Genomic DNA, 17751 nt, shown 5'->3' with positions numbered 1-17751 from the left:
AAAAGGGAAAAAAGAATGCCTTACGGTACGGGGCGCCCCCGAAGGGGCGCCCCGTCCGTCGATCTCGTCCAATCAGGACAAGACTTACACGCCCAGCACGCGGTTGCGCTGCGCGACGTAGGCGGTCTCCGCGAGGTTGCCCCACGCGCCGACCTCGGCCCGGGCCTGCGCGAAGCTCTCGTGGGTCCGCGCGGCCAGGTCGCTGTGCGCGCGCGTCTCCTCGAACACCTCGGCCGACGCCTCGCCGAACGCGTCGTAGACGTCGTCGTTGAAGCGCTTCAGCTCGACGCCCTGCTCGTTGATCAGGCGGGCGAGGTACTGACCGTTCTTCGCGTTGTACTCCGACATCATCACGTCGTTCTCCATCGCGGCGGCGGCCTCGATGAGGAGTTGGTCACTGGCCGACAGGCTGGTGAACCACGACTTGTTGCAGGTGGCGGAGAGCATCGCGCCCGGCTCGTGGAAGCCCGGGTAGTAGTAGTACTTGGCGGCCTCGTAGAACTTCATGGCGTAGTCGTTCCAGGGGCCGACCCACTCGGTCGCGTCGACGGCGCCGGAAACCAGGTTCTCGTAGATCTGGCCGCCCGGCAGCGAAACCGGGGACGCGCCCAGCTTCGCCATCACGTCGCCGCCCAGGCCCGGGATACGCATCTTCAGGCCCTTCAGGTCCTCGGCGGAGTTGATCTCCTTGTTGAACCAGCCGCCCATCTGGACGCCCGTGCTGCCGCACATCATGCCCTTCAGGCCGAACTCGTCGCCGAGCTCGTCCCACAGCTCCTGGCCGCCCATGAAGCGGATCCAGGCGTTCAGCTCGATGTAGGTCAGGCCGAACGGCACCGCGGTGAAGTAGGCCCACGCGGGGTGCTTGCCTTTCCAGTAGTACTCGGCGCCGTGGTAGCACTGCGCGTTGCCCGAGGCGACCTCGTCGAACGCGTCGAAGGCGCCCACGCGCTCGCCGGCGGCGTAGTACTCGACCTGGATGCGGCCGTCCGACATGTCGCTCACCCGCTGGGCGAAGCGCTGCGCGCCGGTGCCCAGACCCGGGAAGTCCCGCGGCCAGGTGGAGACGACCACCATCGGAATACGCTCCTGCGCGACGGCCGGAGCGGCCAGATTGCCCGTGGCCGCGGCGGCGACGCCGGCCCCGGCGGCGATGCCGGCGCCTTTGATGAAGTCGCGACGTTTCATGTACTTCTCCCTTTCGTTTAGTCCCTGGATTGTCGCGCCGACCGCGTCGGCGTGCGCCGAAGCGCAGACCGTCCCGTCCGGCGCTGCAACCCCCGTGGTCTTCACCCCGCCAGTGGCGCGGAGCAAGCCGAACGGTTGCCGCAAGAGCCCGTCTTTATCGAATGAGAACGGTTCGGAAGGTTGTTGCGCCCCCTGACGTTCAGCGTTCCCTATCGCCGCGCCCGGCCTTGTTATCGCGGTTTGCCGGGTCCCGTGCGCCGTTCAGGCTCGGTCTTATTCGCAACCGATTGCCAGGATTTATAGCGCATATCTGTGCCTGCGCAACAGCTTGTCTTTGCCCTCCGCGACGAAATCCGCGGAAAACCGCCGATCAAAAACTCGCCCGAGCCTCTCAAGGGGCGAGAGGCGGCGCGTCGCGCCACCCCTCGGGGCCGAAGCACTCCAGCGGCCGGAACCGCGCCTTGTAGGCCATTTTGGGGCTGTGCGGCACCCAAAAGCCTAGATAGACGTGCGGCAGCTGCGCGGCCGCCGCCATCTGCACCAGGGAGAGAATCACCTGGGTGCCCAGGCTGCGCCGGTCGGCCGACGGGTCGAAGAAGCTGTAGACCGCCGAGTAGCCGTCGTTCAGGCGATCGGCGATGCAGCCGGCGCGCAACAGGCCGTGAGAGTCGCGCCATTCGAACAGCGTGGTGTCCACCGGGCTCGCCACCACCAGATTGGCGTAGTCGCGGAAGGTCATGTCCGCCATGTCGCCGTCGCCGTGGCGCACCCCGACATAGCGGCTGAACAGCGCATACTGCTCCTCCGTCGCGTTGGGACCTACGTCGGCCACCCGCAGATCCGCATTCCGCTTCGCCAGACGCCGAAACGTGCGGGTCCAGGCGAAGTCGGCGGCGCGAATTCGAACCGGGATGCATTGCTCGCACCCCCGACAGGCGGGGCGGTAGACGATGTGGTGGCTGCGGCGGAAGCCGTGACGACTCAGATGCTCGAACTGCGCCTGAGCGTCCGGTCCGCTCAACTCCGCGAACAGCTGTTGCTCCACCCGGGCGGGCAGATAGGGGCAATGCATCGCGCCGGAGCGGTGGAACAGCAACATCGTGGGGCTGCGCTGCAGCGTCATGATCGCATCCCATTCGCCGCCCGCTCGCCTTGGCGGGATGTTTCGCGCGCCGCCAGCCGACCCGACGGCCGCTTAACCGTCGGCGCCGAAATAGGCGCGGCCCATGGCCTCGCTCACCGAGATCAACTCCAGCTGCACCGCGTCGAGATACTCGTGCAGGCCGGTCGTTATGATGCTCTCGATCTCCGATTCTTCCAAGCGTTGATGCAGCGCGTCGAGAGGCTCCGTCACTTCGATTCCGCGCGGCAATTGGAAGGCGCCGATCAGGGTCGCAAGATGCTTTGAACCTTCCGCTACGCAGTAGCGCACGGATCTCGGAAACTGCGCGTTCAACAGCATGAATCCCGCCACTTTGGCGGGGGTCAATTCACGCGGATGGACCCGGCGATAGGCGTGGTAGCCGGCGGCCGAGCGCAGCAGCGCGTTCCATTGGCTCTCGTCCAGCGGCGAGCCGACGTCTTCGGACGAGGGCAGCAGAGCGTGGTACTTGGCGTCGATCAGCCGCGTCGTCTGGTCGGCCCGCTCAAGATATTTGCCGAGCTGATAGAAGCTCCAGCCCTGATCGCGGTAGAACGTGCCCTCGGTGATGCCGGCGTGCGCCTGGGCGCCGTGTTTGATCAGCGTGCAGAACTCGGCGACGTTCGGCAATTGCTCGGGGCCGCGCTCGTACGAGCGCACCTTGTTGAAGACGCCGTTCATGTGCGTCCACATTTCGGTCGAGATGAACGGACGCAGAGTCCGAGCGTTCTCTCGCGCCATCTTGACCGCATTCGCGATCGAGCCGGGATGCTGCGGGTCCAGCATGTAGAAATACGTGATCCGCTCTTCCGTCGGCTCGCCGTAGCGTTTGCGGAAAACGTCCCAATCGGCGTTGAGCCGCAGGATGGCGTCCCAGTTGTGGCTGCCGCGGCGATCGCGCGCGAACACCTCGTTCACCTCCAGCAGGCGGGCGAGATTTTCGGCGCGCTCCATATAGCGCCCCATCCAGAAAATGCATTCGGCGTAGCGGGCGAGAAGCGGCTGGCTCATTCGGTCAACACCCAGGTGTCCTTGGAGCCGCCGCCCTGGCTCGAATTGACGACCAGCGAGCCTCGCTTGATGGCGACGCGCGTCAGCCCCCCGGGCAGCACCCAGCTGTCCGCGCCGGTGATGCAGAAGGGACGCAGATCGACGTGCCGCGGCTCGATCTTTCCGTCGACCAGGGTCGGGCAGACCGACAGGCTGATCACCGGCTGGCTGATGAAGTTATGGGGATCCGCCTTCAGCTTCTCACGGAATTGGGCGAGTTCCTCTTTGCTGGCCTGCGGGCCGATCAGGATCCCGTAGCCGCCGGATTCGCCGACCGGCTTAACCACCAACTCCTCCAGATTGTCGAGGGTGAATTTAAGGCCCTCCTCCTCGCCGCAGATATGGGTCTCGACATTCTCGATGATCGGCTCTTCGTCGAGATAGTAATCGATCACCCGCGGCATATAAGCGTAGACGGCCTTGTCGTCGGCCACGCCGGTGCCGACGGCGTTGGCCAGCGTCACATTGCCCTTGGCGTAGGCCTCGAACAGGCCGGGCACGCCCAGCATGCTGTCGGGGCGGAAGGTCTTGGGGTCCAGGAAATCGTCGTCGATCCGGCGGTAGATCGCATGCACCGGGGCGCGGCCCGCCGTGGTGCGCATGAAGACTCGGTCGTTCTCGACCTCTAAATCGCGCCCTTCGACCAGCGGGACGCCCATCTCGCGGGCGAGGAAGATATGTTCGAAATAGGCCGAATTGTAGATCCCGGGCGAAAGCAGCACGACCTGCGGCTCGCTCAGATCGGGCGGGGCGACCTCGTGCATCGCCTGATGCAGGCGCGCGCCGTATTCGTCGACGTCGCGCAGTCCGATGTCGCGGGCCAGATCAGGGAAGGCGCGCAGCATCATGTGTCGGTTCTCGATCACGTAGGAGACGCCTGACGGTGTGCGGGCGTTGTCCTCCAGAACCCGAAAATTGCCGTCCGAGCCGCGCACTAGATCGATGCCGCAGACATGAACGTAGGTGCCGTGCGGCAGATCCACCCCCTTCATCTGCGGCCGGTAGTTCTTGTTGTTCACGATCAGGTGCTCCGGGACCACGCCGTCCTTTATGATTTTCTGGTCGTGATAGATGTCATGCAGGAACAGGTTCAGCGCCGTCACGCGCTGTTTCACGCCCGCCTCCATGCGCGTCCATTCCTGCGCGCCGATCAGACGGGGTATCACATCGAACGGCAAAATGCGGTCGATCGCTTCGCGTTCGGTGTAGACGGTGAAGGTGATGCCCAGATTGTACAGCTCGTCCGCCGCCGCTTGCGCGCGCGAGGACAGGTCGCGCGTATCCAGCGCGCGAAGCCGCTTCTGAATCGCGGGGGAGGGGGGGGCGGCGCCCCGCGGCCCGCCGAAGATTTCGCAATAAAACCCTTGCGGGTCATAGCCAGGCAAGCCGATCTCGGCGCCGATGCTGTCGTTCATATCGCCCCTGTCGTCGGTCGAGGAGCGCCGTCCGGGACGGTCGTCCCGGCGCCGCCGTTCCGCCCCGGCCGCGTGACCTGGGCGCTCGAACCCCGCCGTCTTTATAACGGGGCGCCTCTCGTTCGGACGCCCTCTCGGGGAAAGCTAAGCAGTCGCCGCCGGTTGACGCAAGCCGTCAGGCCGACGCGTCTCACCCGGCCGCAGGCGCCGCAAGCCGGTCGCTGCGAATGACAAGCGTGCCGGAGAAGATGTCGTGCAGGCATCGGGCGCGATCGTCGATCAGGCACCAAAACAGCAGCAGACCGCTGGTGAGAGTGAGCGTCATGTAAAACAACGCCACCATCACGAAGGCCTGCAGCAGACCGGGCTTGCCGCCGTCGAGCCGCCGAACCTCCAGGCCCAAAAGCCGCTGACCCGGCGTCGCCGAGGCGGCTGAGGCCACGAAATAGGTGTGATAGGCGAGCGGCAGCACCACCAACAGCGGGTAGACCAGCCCGGCGGCCAGTCCCAGCGTCATGAAGACCAGCAGATGGCCCGCTACGCCGACTGCACCCAGGAGGAGCACGTCGACCAGATAGCCCAGAATCCGGCGGGCCGTGATCCCGTCGACCAACGCCGGATCGTTCAGCCGGTCGTCGCCGAGGCCGTCGGACGCCTCATCGTCGGGACCAAGCCGGAAGCCGCGGGGGCGGCCGCCTGCGGGGGTGATGTCGCGGTGATCGTTCACGCCTGTCGCGCTCCTCGTCTCGTGTCCGTCCCAAGCGTAAGCGGCATATGGCGGCCCGGCGCGCGGTCGGCAAGGGAGCGGACGCGCGAAGGGCGGCCCGCGTCACTCGACCGGATTGACGATGGAGGGGGGCGCGGGCCGGTCGTCCGGGTAGGGCGCGCGGCGCAGCAGTACGATCGAAATACGGCGGTTCTGCGCGGCCGTCGGCTCATCCGGCACCAGCAAGTCGCTGTCGGCCTTGCCGACGACCGTCTCGAAGCGTTGCTCCGGCAGGCCCTGGGCGGCCAGTTCGCGTCGGCCCGAATTGGCGCGCTGTGCGGACAGCCGCCAATTGTCGCTGGGCAACTCGTCCGCATCCGTATGGCCGGTGAGCGAGAGCTGGTTGGGCAACCGTTCGATGTACTGCGTGGCGAAGCGCAGCGCCTGTCGGGCCTGATCGGTCAACTCCGGCGTCCCGCGCACGAAACCGGACTTTCGTCGATTATCCAGGATCTGGATGCGCAATCCTTCTTCGGTGACGTCGATCTTGATCGTCTCCTTCAGGTCCTGCAGTTCCGGCGGCAACTCGTCAAGCGACTTCTCCATCAATCGCTTGGTGGTGTTGAAAGTCTTTTCCTCGCGCTCGAAGTCGACGTCGCCGGCGCTGCCGGTGCTGACCTCCTGGCGGGCGCCCTCCCCGGGGTTGGGGGCCTCGAGTTCGCCGGTCGCGGTCGACTCCTCGGTCAGGATCGAGGTCTCCTGGTTTTCCTGCACCGGGCCTGGATTGGTGGCCGTCGCGCCGCCGAACAGCCCGCCCGAGCCGGAGGAGCCGGAGCTCGTGATAGCGGTCGGCGTGAAATAGTTTGAGATGCCGTCTAGCACTTCCTGTTCGGTGGCGTTGAGCAGCCAAAGCAGCAGGAAGAAGGCCATCATGGCGGTGACGAAGTCGGCGTAGGCGACCTTCCAGGCGCCCCCGTGGTGGGCTTCGACCACCACCTTCTTCTTTTTGACGATGACTTCCTGGTCGGCCATGGCTGCGGCCTCCCTAACCGTCGCTCGCGGGGAGGGGCGGGGGCGCGGCTCCGTCCGGCGCGCGGGCCGGCGCCGCAGGCGCGGCCGGCTGCCCGGCGCCCGCGGCCGGGGCCGCGCCGTCGGCCGGGGGCGCCGCCATGGCGGCCGGCGGCGGCTTGTCGCGGACGATCAGGATGCTGATCCGCCGGTTGGCGACGGCCTCCGGCTTTTCGGGCTCCAGCAGTTCGCTGTCGGCTTTGCCGGCGACCTGGACCACCTGTTCGCGGGCGAGGCCGGCGTCGACCAACCATTTGCGCGAGGCCGCGGCGCGGTCCGCCGACAACTCCCAATTGCTGTAGCCGGAGCCGGCGTCCGGCGGGGGCGTCGCATCGGTGTGGCCGGTGATGGTGATCTCGTTCGGCAGGGTCGCGATGATCGAGCCGATCAACGCCAACAGACGAATCGCCCGACGGGTCAGCTGATCCGAGCCCTCTTCGAACATGCCGCGATCCTCGCGGTCGAGGATCTGGATGCGCAGTCCTTCGGCCGTGTTCTCCAGCATCAGATTTTGCGCCAATTCCGCCATGTCCGGCGATTCGAGGACCGATTGGCGCAGCTTGGCCATCGCTTCGTCCAACATCTGCTGCTCTTCGAAGGTTTCGCTGGCCTGACCTTCGTTCACCTTCGTAAGGCTGGCGTCCTCTCGCTGTTCGCCGTCCTGATCGCCTTCCTCCTCCTCGCCGAAGGAGGGAATCGCGACGGAGACGGCGGGGCGCGCGGAATCGCTGCGCATCGCCCCTTCCGCCGCAACGGCCAGGCCCGAGAGCGCCTGCCCCAGACCCTGCCCGTCATCGGCCAGACTGGTCGGCGCGAAATAGTCGGAAAGGCCGTTCATCTGCTCTTCCGTCGTCGCGTTGAGCAGCCAAAGCAGCAGGAAGAAGGCCATCATGGCGGTGACGAAGTCGGCGTAGGCGACCTTCCAGGCGCCCCCGTGATGGCCGCCCTCGATCTTGACCTTGCGGACAAGGATCAGGGGTTCTTGCTCCTCCTGTCCGAAGGCGTCCGACATGGCGGCTTACACCGGCGGCAGGTTGGAGCAGGCGTCTTCGAGCTCGGCGAAGGTCGGGCGGTTGTGATCCATCAGCACCTTGCGCGCGAACTCGATCGATATCGCGGGCGCATAGCCTTGCATGTGGGCGATCAGACCGGCCTTCATGCTGTTGAAATAGGTGCTTTCTTCCTCGATCAACGTCTTCACGTGGTTCGCGAACGGCGCGAAGAAGCCGTAGCAGAGCAAGATGCCGAGGAAGGTGCCGACCAGCGCGCCGCCGATCAGCTTGCCGAGGACCTCCGGCGGCTCGTTGATCGAGCCCATGGTCTTGATGACGCCCAGCACGGCCGCGACGATGCCGAGCGCCGGGAAGCTCTCCGCCAGGGCGACGAGCGAATGGCTCGCCTGATGGTCGTGCATGTGGAGCGCCTCGAGATCCGCGTCGATCAGGCCTTCGATCTCGTGCGGATTATCCGTGCCCATCGTCAGGAGCCGCAGATAGTCGCAGAAGAAATCCAGCGCGTGGTGGTCGCCGTGGAATTTGGGAAAGGCCTGGAAGAGCGTGCTGTCGTGCGGGTTCTCGACATGCTGTTCGACCGCCAACGCGCCCTTCTGCTTCATCAGCTTGAAGACCTGATACTGCATGGTCAGCAGTTCGAGATAATCGTCCTTTTTGTACTTAGGGCCCTTGAAGATCTGGGCCAGACGGCCGAACGCGCCTTTCACCACCCGCATCGGGTTCATGATGACGAACGCGGAGAGGCCGGCGCCGAAGATCAGCGTCACCTCGAACGGTTGGTTGAGCACCGCCAACTTGCCGCCCATCGCCATGTAGGATCCGAGGACGCAGACGATGACGGCGATGATTCCGATAATGACGAACATAGATAGGTGCTGCTCTCTCCGCCGGTGCGCGCGGCGTCAGGATATTCGCAACCTCCAGCCCAAGTCCATGCCGAACCCGTGCGCTGCGTCGATCAGTTCGCGGCGACGGGCCGTATCGGGGCCCGCCAGAGGTTGAGACGCCGGCCGGCCGGGCCGTTCGGCGTCAACTGCTGATCCGCAACGTATGCCGGATCGGTAAACTCATTGCTAACGAAAAGCGCGCCGTCGGTCATTTCCGCCGCGGCCTTCGCCAGCAGGCGCGGCATCGGCTCGGGGCTCAGGAAGGCGTAGACGAGATCAAAGCCGCCGAGGTCCACCCGCCATAGGCTCCTCCAGCAGATCGATATCCGCGGGTCACGCGCCGCCTTCGCCCGCAGCCAAGCGGCGGCGAAGGGCAGGGGGGCGGTCTCCACGCCGAGGAAGCGGCTTTGCGGATGACGGTTCGCCGCCGCCAGCGCAAGGATCGGCCCGCCCGTCCCGCATCCGAGATCGACGGCGCGCACTGGCGCATCTTGGGCGATCAGGCCGCACAACGCCCGGCGCGTCGCCGCTCCGGTCAGGTAAAGCGGCACGCGTTCGCCCGGACTATTCGCCGCCAGCAGCAGACACAGCGTCAAGGCGAGAGCGTAGACCCAGCCGGGCGCGTCCAGCGCCAGCGCGCCAATCAGCGCCGCCGGGGCGCTCGCCAGGATCGCGAGCCACCAGCGCGGCAGCGACAGGGCCGCGCCGATCGCGACCGCGACCGCCCCTGCGAAGAGGAGCTTCGTCCAAAGCGGCGGATCGCTACCCGCTAGGCGCCAAAGCGCCTGCACAAAGCCCAGCGTCGCGAGCGCAGAGCCCCCCAGCGCGAGCAGCGCGCGCAGAATCGGCGGGCGGAGAAAGGGAGGGGGAGTCACGGCTTTTTCCGTCCTTCGGTCTCGCCACGGCGGATGACTTGCGCTAGATAGCGCCCTGCGGCGCGTGACGCCACGACGAAAGCTCAAGCGCGTGCAACACTTATCGTTGGGACAGGAAGAGCCGGTCCGGATGAGCGACAGTTTGACCGACGAGGGGATCACCGAAGCGGCCTTCAAGGCGGCGTGCGGACGCTATGCGACCGGCGTCTCCATCGTGACCGCGGCCGGCGAAGACGGCAAGAAGGAGGGGCTGACCGTCAACAGTTTCACCTCGCTGTCGCTGGAGCCGCCGCTGGTGCTGTTCTGCCTCGACAAGAACGCCGGCAGCTTCGAGCCCTTCGTCAAGACCGACCGGTTCGCTGTGAACGTGTTGAGCGACGAACAGGCTGCGATTTCCACCCATTTCGCAAAGCCGGGGATTCCTGACAAGTTCGCCGGGATCGCGCACCGTGTCGACGCCGACGGTCTGCCGCTTCTGGACGGCGTTCTGGCGCGCATCGTCTGCGGGGTCGAGGCGCATTATGACGGCGGCGACCATGTCATCCTGGTCGGGCGGGTCGAGCGCATCGACTTGGGCGAGGACGACGGTAAGCCGTTGGTCTATTTTCGCGGCGGGTACGGCAAATTCTCGGCCGGGGCCTGAGGCTCGCTTCAGGTGTAAGGCCGGCTACGCCGCCTTCTGCACGCGGCGGACGCTGACCTCAACGGTCATCGGGCCGGCGGCGTCGGCCGGGCCGAAATAGCTTCCTTCGATCGGCTTCACCTGTTCCGGCGTGCGGCCGGCCCCGATGCGGATCAGGTTGCCGCCGCCGTAGCGGCCGTTGGTCGGGTCGAACTCAGTCCATCCGGAACCGGGCAGGTAAATCTGACACCAGGCGTGCGTCGTGCCCGCGCCGATCACCCCCGCCGCGGCGCCGCCGTCCAACGCGGGATCGTACAGATAGCCGGTGACGAAACGCGCCGCCATGCCAAGCGAGCGCACCGCCTCCATCATCAGGAGCGCGAAATCGCGACAGGAGCCGGAGCCGAGACGCAGCGTCTCCTCCGCCGTCTGAACGCCGTGCTCGTCGCGGCGATTGTAGAGGAAATCGCGCTTGATGGCGGCGTTCATCGCCTGCAAGCCTTCGGCGGTGTCCATTCGGCCGTTCTCATCCAGAAAACTGCGCGCCCAGTGGGCGACGCGCTTTTGCGGATCGCCGGTGTGGCGCATCATGTCGGCCAGCAGGTCGGGCTGTTCCTCGGGCGCGTAGACGAAGGGCGTGGTGCGCGCGTACTCCTCGATCCGGAATTCGGGATCGGACAGTCCGTAATGGTCGATCGTGATTTCGCTTTCGAAACGCAGCCGGTCGCTCCATTCCTTGAAGTTCGCGATCGCGACCGAATTGCCGAACGGATCGTGCAGCCATCGTAGGCTGGCCGGCGGCGTGATCTTCAGGCCCGACGAGACCAGACGCAGATCGTGGCTGTCGCGCGGGCGGAACAGCAACCGGTGCTCGCCGAACCGCACCGGCTGCGTGTAGCGATATTCGGTGACGTGGGTGATCGACAGGCGCGACATCGTTTGCGATCCGGTCCTCCGCGCGCGTTCAGGCGCTTGAGACCGCGAACTCCTTCCATTCTTTCGGCGCGCGGTCGCTTTCCGCGTCGCCGGCTTCGGCGTGCACCGCCATATGGGTCATCCGCGCCGGTCCGAAGATCGACGCGAAGCTGACGTCGGCCGCATCGCGGCCGGCGCCGATGCGCACGAACCCGCCCGGCGACGCTTGGCGCGTCGGGTCGAAGAGATACCATCGATCGCCGAGTTTGGCTTCGAAAACCGCATGGAAATCCCGGGGCCAGAGATCGTAGGCGTAGCAGCTGACAAAGCGCGCCGGAATGTTAAGCGCGCGGCAGAACGCGATCCCAAGATGCGCGAAATCCCTGCAGACGCCTGCGCGGGACGTGGCGATGTCGAAGGCGCTCGTCAATGGGGTGGTGGTCCCGACGAGGTAATCGACGTTCGCGTGAATCCATTCGGCGATCCGGCGCGGCTGTTCGAAAGTGCGCGGCGCCCGGCCGAACTCGCGGTAGGCGAGGCGCATCAACTGGTCCGACTGGCAATAGCGGCTGGGGACCACGTAGAACAGGTCCTGCAGCGGGATGTCCGCCGGCGGAATCGGCGCGATCAACGCCGGATCCCGCACCGTGGGCTCAAGCGTCACCGTCGCCTCGTAATGCAGCGAGAGGTGCGGCCCCTGGACGTCGACCCGGTGGTACCGCGCGCCGGTCTCCGGCTCCACCCAGCCGTCGACCGGCAGATCGGGGCTGAAACGCAGCGTCTCGTACTCCACCGTCTGAAAGACGGTGTTCGAGGCGGCCACATTGAAGACGAACACCGACGGGCTCGGGACCGCGTATTCGAGCGTGCAGCCGACGGTGTATTGCATCGGCCGCGTCCCCTTAGCCCCAAAGCGCAGGTTGCGGCGGGTGTATGACGCTGCCCTCGAAGCGAAGCGCCGGGTCGCGGTCCTGGGAGAGGAGGAGGGGGCCGTCCAGATCGACGACCTGCGCGCCCTGCGCGACGAGAACCGCCGGCGCCATGGCGAGCGAGGTGGCCAGCATGCAGCCGACCATGATCTGCATTCCCGCCGCCTCGGCCGCCTGTTTGAGCGCCAAGGCTTCCGTGATCCCGCCGGTCTTGTCGAGTTTGATGTTGATCATCTCGTAGCGCCCGACGAGCGCGTCGAGGCCGCCCCGATCGTGCGCGCTCTCGTCGGCGCATAGCGCGACCGGATGCGCGATCTCGGACAGCATCGCGTCGTCGCCGGCGGGCAGGGGCTGCTCGATCATCTCGACGCCCAGCGCCGCCAGTTTCTCCGAATAGGGCTCGACCATCTCAGGCTTCCAGCCTTCATTGGCGTCGACGATCAGGCGGGTCTGCGGCGCCGCCTCCTTGACCGCGGCGACGCGCTCCAGATCGCCCTCGCCGGTCAGCTTCAGCTTGAAGAGCGGCCGCTCGGCGTTGGCGCGCGCCTTCTCGGCCATCTTCTCCGGCGTATCGAGGCTGAGGGTGTAGGCCGTCGTCACCGGGCCGGGGGCTTGCGCCAGGCCCAGGATCTCCCAGGCCGTGCGGTCGGTGCGCTTGGCCTCCAGGTCGGCGAGCGCGCAGTCGATCGCGTTGCGCGCCGCGCCGGCGGGCAGGGCGGACTGCAACTGGTCGCGGGTCAGCCCGGCCTCCAGCCGGTCCTTCAGCCGCACGATGTCGGCCTCGACGCCGTCCAGGCTCTCGCCGTAGCGGGCGTAGGGCGTGCATTCGCCGCGCCCGACCTGGCCTTCCGCGGCGAGGGTGACGACCAGCACCTCAGCGGCGGTCTTGGCCCCGCGCGAGATGGCGAAGCCGCCTTCGATCGGCCAGGACTGGCGCTCGACCTCCAGTTTGATCCGCACCGTCAAAGCGCGTCCACCAAGCGCCCGGCCCCCTGACGGAAGGCGTCGACCGTCGGCAGGCCGGTCTCTTTCTCGATCTCTTCCAGCACGGCGTCCTGGCGGGCCTTCTCCACCTTCGAGCTGTTGACCGAGATCCCGATCACGCGCGCCGCCGGATTGACCATGCGCGCCATCTCCTCATTGACCTGGATGCAGTGCTTCAGGTCGGGCAGCGGGAAGTCGGGCAGGCCGCGCAGATGGGTGCGCGTCGGCTCGTGGCATAAGACCAGCGCGTCCGCCTGCGCGCCGTGCAGCAGGCCCAGGCTGACGCCCGCGAAACTGGCGTGGAACAGGCTGCCCTGGCCCTCGACCACGTCCCAATGATCCTCGTCGTTGGGGGGGCAGAGCCATTCGGTCGCGCCGGAGATGAAGTCGGCGATCACCGCGTCGACCGACACGCCCCCGCCGGCGATGAAGATGCCGGTCTGGCCGGTGGCGCGGAAACTCGACTTCATCCCGCGCTCCCGCATCGTCTTGTGCACCGCCAGCGAGGTGAACATCTTGCCGACCGAACAATCGGTGCCGACGGTAAGCAACCGCTTGCCCGGGCGCTTGGAGCCCTTGGCGACGTCGAAATCCTGCGTCGGATGGCGCACGTCGAAGAGCTGGCGGCCATGCTCAGCAGCCAAGCTCGACAGCGTCTCGATGTCGGCCAGCTTGTTGTGCAGACCCGACGCGATGTCATAGCCCATCACCAGCGCCTTCTCCAGCGTGTCGCGCCAGTTCTGCGGGATCTTGCCGCCGCGGTTGGCGACGCCGACCACCAGCGTCCGGCAGCCCGCCTCGCGACCCTGCTCCAGCGTCATGTCGGGCAGGCCCAGATCGGCCTGGCAGCCCTCCAGCCGCAGCTGTCCCTTGCACCAGTCGGGGCGCCATTTCGCCACGCCGTCGGCGACCTTCGCCGCCAAATCGTCCGGCGCGTCGCCCAGGAACATGAGATAGGGGTTGCGGATGTCCATGATCGCGTCGTCCTCGCTGTGATCGGGTATGCGGAGACCCGACGGACCCCGCGCCGCGCGCACTCTACACAGCCGCGCCCGGCGCGTCACGGGGGAGGGCGCGGCGGTTTGAGAGTAAATTTGTTCGTGTAATTTTTTTTATATAGTGATTGAGGGCGGAGTTGGCGCACTTTCAATTGAACAAAACAAGAGTTATGCGCCTCTCTTCCGCTTTCGCAGGATCGTGCGCCGCGCCTGACGCGCGCTGATCGCGGTTTGATCCCGTCCGCCTGCATGTCGCGCCGAAATCCTCTAGGCGCGCCCGGCGGCGCCCGCTATAGGGGCGTTTCATGGGTGATTCTTATCAAAGCGCGGCCGAGCGTCAGCGGGAAGACCGCCTGAAGGCGCTGGCGCGCCGCAACGCCGCCCAAGCCCCGCAGCGGCCGAGTCCCCGCGAAGGCGGGGACCTCCGCGAAACCGCGCAAGAGCCGCCCGGCTCAGCGCCCCTGACGCCCCAAGGCGCCGCCGTCGACGATCGCATCCGCTCGCTGATGCGCGACCCGCGCACTTGGCGCGAGCGCGATCCCGGCCTGCTCGACCACGTCACCCGCCAATGGGCGCGCGCCTATCCGGGGATGAGCCTGCACACGGGCTTTAAGCGCCTCGACCCTCAGCGCGCGATCCGGCCGATCGACGTCGAGCCCTGGCCGCCGCAGCCGCCCCAGGCGACCACTCTGGAACGCCGCTGGGACGACCCGTCCGCGACGGTTCGGACTTCGGAGCGGCGGCCGTATGGCCGGGAGGAAGCGCCCATTTACCTGACCGAGCTGGATTCGAGCGCGGAGACCGACGCGTCCCGACCCGCGCGCGCCGGGCGGGCGGGGAATGCGGAGACCGACGGTCAGCCGGGGTCCGCGTCGGACCGTCACCCACGTGGCGGCCGCGCCGAAGGCCGCTTTCCCTGGACGCTGCACGATCCCGACGCCGGCGCGCCCTCGACCCTCGACCCGTCGAACGGGACGAATGGTGAGCGGCCCTATAAGGGGTTCGACGCACCGGCTGAGATCGCGGTCTTGACCGATCCGCGCACGGACGAGCGGGGGTGAGCGCGGGGCGCCGCCGGGGGAGGCGTCGCAACGCCGCGCTTTTCGGGGCTATGAATCGCGCTATCGTGACTGCATGGCGCTGACCTATCCCACAGAGATTTCGCAGGCGCGGCTGGCGGCGGCCGTGGCGGCGACGCGTTTCGGATACGGCGCCCGGCCGGGCGAAATCGATTGGATCGCGGACGACCCCGCCGGCTGGCTGATCCGCCAGTTGCCGGAGGCGGGCGAGGAACCGCCGCCGGCGCTGCAGGGCCTGCCGTCGAGCGCCGAAATCTGGCGCGAGATGAGCGCCGCCCGCGCGCAAGGCGGGGCCGCGCTGATCGCCTTCCGCCAGAAGGTTGAAGAGGCGCGCTGGAGCGAGGCCGCGCGCCACATTCTGCCCGCCGCCCGGGGCGACGCGCCGTTCAGGGAGCGGCTGGTGCGCTTTTGGGTCGAGTTCTTCGGCGTCGGCGCCAACGATCCGGTCGCCGGTCCTTTCGCCCACGCCTTCGAGCGCGAGGTTATCAGGCCGAACCTGATGCGCCGCTATTACGACATGCTTTTAGCCGCGGTGCGCCACCCGGCGATTTTGCTGACGACGGGCAACACCGCCTCGCTCGCCAAACGCTCGCCGGCCGGCCGCGATCGGGCGGGCGATTTGCGCCTTGATCTGGCGGAGCGGATCCTCGGCCCGTACGCCTTCGGCGCGGTCGGCGGGGCGGGGGTGGGGCCGGGCCGGGACCGGGTCTATGGAGGACCCGACGTGCGGGCGTTGGCGGAGATGCTGACCGGCTGGGGCGTGCGGCCGATGGAGGAGGGGCCGCCGAGCGCCCCGGCGGTCGAGCGCGCGCCCGCCTTGCCGACGGCCTTCCGCTTTGAGCCGCGCGTCCACGCGGAGGGGCCGAAATATTTCCTCGGACGCAACTATCCGGAAGCGGGCGTGCTGGAGGCGGAGGCGGCGTTGGACGCCCTGACGCGAACCCCCGTGGTCGGCCGCCGTCTCGCCTTCGAAATGGCGCGCTGGTTCGTCGCCGACGATCCGCCGGAGCGCCTGGTCGACGACCTGACGGCCGGCTACGCCCGCAACGGCGGGGCGCTCGGCGGGATGGCGGCGGCGCTCGCCGCCTCCAACGCCGCATTCGAACCGTCTTTGCGGAAAGTGAAGCGTCCGGACGATCTGGCGCTTTCGGTGCTGCGCGCCTTCGGCGATCGCACGACGGACGGCGCGGCGATCGTCGGCGCGATCGCCGCGCTGGGGCAGGGGCCGATGGATTTTGAAGGCCCCTTGGGCGCGCCGACCTCCGCCAACCATTGGCTGGAGCCGGGCCGTTTCCTTGACCGGTTCGAGTGGACGACGGGGGAGGCGGTGCGGCGTCTGGCCGGCGATTCCTCGGGTCCGGAGGCCGGGATCCGTCTCGGCTTCGACGTGTTGGGGCCGCTCGTCTCAGAGCAGACCTTTCGGCGCCTCGCCGTCGCCTTGGACGCGGGAGAGAGCGCAGCCTTGCTGTTCGCCTCGCCGGAGTTTCAGACGCGATGAGCTCAGGCTCGATCCTCACGCGCCGCGCGGCGCTCGCCGGGCTGGCGGCCGGCGTCGCCTTGGCCCCGACGCGCCTCGCCTTCGCCCAGGCGGCCGGAGCGACCGCGGCGGCCGGCAATAAGCTGGTGCTGGTCCTGCTGCGCGGCGGGCTGGACGGCCTGGCGCTGCTGCCGCCCTACGGCGATCCCGACTATCGCGCGGCGCGCGGGGCATTGGCCTTGCCGCCTCCCGGGGAGCCGGGCGGGGCGGTTCCGTTGGACGCCCGTTTCGCGTTGCATCCGGCCGCCGGCGCGCTGTTGGCGCCCTGGCGGGCCGAACGTCTTGCGATCGCTGTCGCGGCGGCGGGACCCTACGTCCCGGACGGGGGCGCGGCGGCGCATGCGCGCGCGCGCCGAGCCTTCGCCGCGGGCACGGGCCGCGCGGACGGACCGGGGGCGCAGAGCGGCTGGCTCAACCGCGCGCTTCAACTGCGCGGCGAGGGCCCCCCGACATTGGCGCTCGCCGGCGCCGGTCGGCCGGAGGTGTTGGCCGGCCCGGCGGCGGTGGAGACCGCGCCCCCCGCGGTCCTGGGCGCGCCGGTGACGGGGCTGTTGGAGAAAGCGCAGGCGATGTACCGCGGCGACGCGCTGCTGGGACCCGCGTTGCCCCGCGCGCTCGACGTCCGCGACCGGCCGGCGGAGACGCTGGGCGGCGAGCATGTCGCAGAGGCGGCCGCCGGCGCGCGCGGCCCGTTCGATTTCGCCGCCGCCGCGCGCGAAGCGGGCGGTCGTCTGGGCGCGGCCGACGGTCCCGACGCGGCGGTGCTCGAGGTCGCGGGTTTCGACCTGCATTTCCAGGCCGGCGCGCGTGAGGGAGTGCAGGCGCGCCGGCTCGCGGCCTTGGCGACCGGCCTGACGACGCTGGCCGACGCCCTGGGACCCGCCTACGGGCGCACGGTGATCATGGTCGTGAGCGAGTTCGGCCGGTCGATCGCACCCAACCGCGCCGGCGGGACCGATCACGGCCGTGCAGGCCCGGTGTTGCTGATGGGCGGCCCGGTGATCGGCGGGATCAAGGGCGGCTGGCCGGGCTTGGCGGTCGACAAGCGCGCCGAGAACGGCGGCCTCGCGCCGGCAGTCGACGTGCGCGGCGTCCTGAAGCGCGTGCTGGGCGATCATTGGGGGCTTAGCGCCGCGCAGCTCGACGGCGCGGTGCTGCCGGACGCGGGCGGGGTCGCGCCGCTGAAAGGCTTGATCCGGGAGGGGTAGCAGCGCGAGGCCGTTGCGGAGGCCCTGCCTCTTTATGGGAGAGTGGGGGGAACCCGGCGCTTCGCGCCGAGGCGATTTCCTAATCGGAAATCGCGCCCCCCTCCAACCTCCCCCCATGAAGGGGGGAGGCTTTTGA

Annotated in this window: 17 protein-coding genes; 4 read left to right on the top strand and 13 right to left on the bottom strand. The window is 67.9% G+C overall.

Annotated features, from left to right (window positions below; all coding sequences use genetic code 11):
* Positions 1-84: 84 nt before the first annotated feature.
* From RIB45_RS13335 to RIB45_RS13295, 9 genes are all read right to left on the bottom strand, one after another.
* Positions 85-1188 carry a TRAP transporter substrate-binding protein gene (locus RIB45_RS13335; protein ID WP_350050828.1) on the bottom strand — a complete coding sequence of 368 codons (1104 nt, stop codon included), beginning with the start codon at positions 1186-1188 and terminating at the stop codon, positions 85-87.
* 391 nt (positions 1189-1579) lie between these two features.
* Positions 1580-2311 carry an arginyltransferase gene (locus RIB45_RS13330; RefSeq protein WP_350050827.1) on the bottom strand — a complete coding sequence of 244 codons (732 nt, stop codon included), beginning with the start codon at positions 2309-2311 and terminating at the stop codon, positions 1580-1582.
* A 72-nt stretch (positions 2312-2383) separates the two neighbouring features.
* Positions 2384-3340 (bottom strand): alpha-E domain-containing protein, encoded by a 957-nt coding sequence (locus RIB45_RS13325; RefSeq protein WP_350050826.1) that lies wholly within the window; start codon positions 3338-3340, stop codon positions 2384-2386.
* Positions 3337-4794 (bottom strand): circularly permuted type 2 ATP-grasp protein, encoded by a 1458-nt coding sequence (locus RIB45_RS13320; protein WP_350050825.1) that lies wholly within the window; start codon positions 4792-4794, stop codon positions 3337-3339. The genes RIB45_RS13325 and RIB45_RS13320 overlap by 4 nt, the downstream gene beginning before the upstream one ends.
* Before the next feature lie 190 nt (positions 4795-4984).
* Positions 4985-5521 carry an RDD family protein gene (locus RIB45_RS13315; protein WP_350050823.1) on the bottom strand — a complete coding sequence of 179 codons (537 nt, stop codon included), beginning with the start codon at positions 5519-5521 and terminating at the stop codon, positions 4985-4987.
* 102 nt (positions 5522-5623) lie between these two features.
* A complete protein-coding gene (locus RIB45_RS13310; protein ID WP_350050822.1) occupies positions 5624-6532 on the bottom strand; it encodes a flagellar motor protein MotB in 909 nt (302 codons plus the stop codon).
* A 13-nt stretch (positions 6533-6545) separates the two neighbouring features.
* Complete coding sequence (locus RIB45_RS13305; protein ID WP_350050821.1) at positions 6546-7580, bottom strand: flagellar motor protein MotB; 1035 nt, start codon at positions 7578-7580, stop codon at positions 6546-6548.
* A 6-nt stretch (positions 7581-7586) separates the two neighbouring features.
* Positions 7587-8447 carry a flagellar motor stator protein MotA gene (motA, locus tag RIB45_RS13300; RefSeq protein ID WP_350050820.1) on the bottom strand — a complete coding sequence of 287 codons (861 nt, stop codon included), beginning with the start codon at positions 8445-8447 and terminating at the stop codon, positions 7587-7589.
* A 92-nt stretch (positions 8448-8539) separates the two neighbouring features.
* A complete protein-coding gene (locus RIB45_RS13295) occupies positions 8540-9343 on the bottom strand; it encodes a class I SAM-dependent methyltransferase (protein ID WP_350050819.1) in 804 nt (267 codons plus the stop codon).
* Positions 9344-9473: 130 nt separating this feature from the next.
* Here RIB45_RS13295 and RIB45_RS13290 point away from each other — a divergent pair, with 130 nt between their 5' ends.
* A complete protein-coding gene (locus tag RIB45_RS13290) occupies positions 9474-9986 on the top strand; it encodes a flavin reductase family protein (protein ID WP_350050818.1) in 513 nt (170 codons plus the stop codon).
* Between the two features lie 24 nt (positions 9987-10010).
* Here RIB45_RS13290 and RIB45_RS13285 read toward each other — a convergent pair whose 3' ends face one another.
* The 4 genes from RIB45_RS13285 to dgcN are packed head-to-tail and all read right to left on the bottom strand — an operon-like array spanning position 10011 to position 13767.
* Positions 10011-10901 carry a transglutaminase family protein gene (locus RIB45_RS13285; protein ID WP_350050817.1) on the bottom strand — a complete coding sequence of 297 codons (891 nt, stop codon included), beginning with the start codon at positions 10899-10901 and terminating at the stop codon, positions 10011-10013.
* A 28-nt stretch (positions 10902-10929) separates the two neighbouring features.
* Positions 10930-11769, bottom strand: coding sequence for a transglutaminase-like domain-containing protein (locus RIB45_RS13280; protein WP_350050816.1), 840 nt, complete (start codon positions 11767-11769; stop codon positions 10930-10932).
* Positions 11770-11782: 13 nt separating this feature from the next.
* Positions 11783-12769 (bottom strand): N-acetyl-D-Glu racemase DgcA, encoded by a 987-nt coding sequence (gene dgcA, locus RIB45_RS13275; RefSeq protein WP_350050814.1) that lies wholly within the window; start codon positions 12767-12769, stop codon positions 11783-11785.
* Positions 12770-12771: 2 nt separating this feature from the next.
* Positions 12772-13767, bottom strand: a complete 996-nt coding sequence (gene dgcN / locus RIB45_RS13270; RefSeq protein WP_350050813.1) for an N-acetyltransferase DgcN — start codon at positions 13765-13767, stop codon at positions 12772-12774.
* A gap of 329 nt (positions 13768-14096) precedes the next feature.
* On the opposite strand from dgcN, the gene RIB45_RS13265 reads away from it, so the two are divergent.
* The 3 genes from RIB45_RS13265 (at position 14097) to RIB45_RS13255 (ending at position 17615) form a co-directional block, all read left to right on the top strand.
* On the top strand, positions 14097-14852 hold the full coding sequence (locus RIB45_RS13265) for a hypothetical protein (RefSeq protein ID WP_350050812.1): 756 nt from the start codon (positions 14097-14099) through the stop codon (positions 14850-14852).
* 73 nt (positions 14853-14925) lie between these two features.
* Positions 14926-16368, top strand: coding sequence for a DUF1800 family protein (locus RIB45_RS13260; protein ID WP_350050811.1), 1443 nt, complete (start codon positions 14926-14928; stop codon positions 16366-16368).
* On the top strand, positions 16365-17615 hold the full coding sequence (locus tag RIB45_RS13255) for a DUF1501 domain-containing protein (protein ID WP_350050810.1): 1251 nt from the start codon (positions 16365-16367) through the stop codon (positions 17613-17615). Before RIB45_RS13260 ends, RIB45_RS13255 begins: the two co-directional genes overlap by 4 nt.
* Positions 17616-17751: the final 136 nt, after the last annotated feature.

Source organism: Marivibrio sp., from assembly GCF_040218065.1.
Classification (GTDB): Bacteria; Pseudomonadota; Alphaproteobacteria; order UBA8366; family Aestuariispiraceae; genus Marivibrio.
This window is presented reverse-complemented; position numbering and strand designations above follow the sequence as displayed.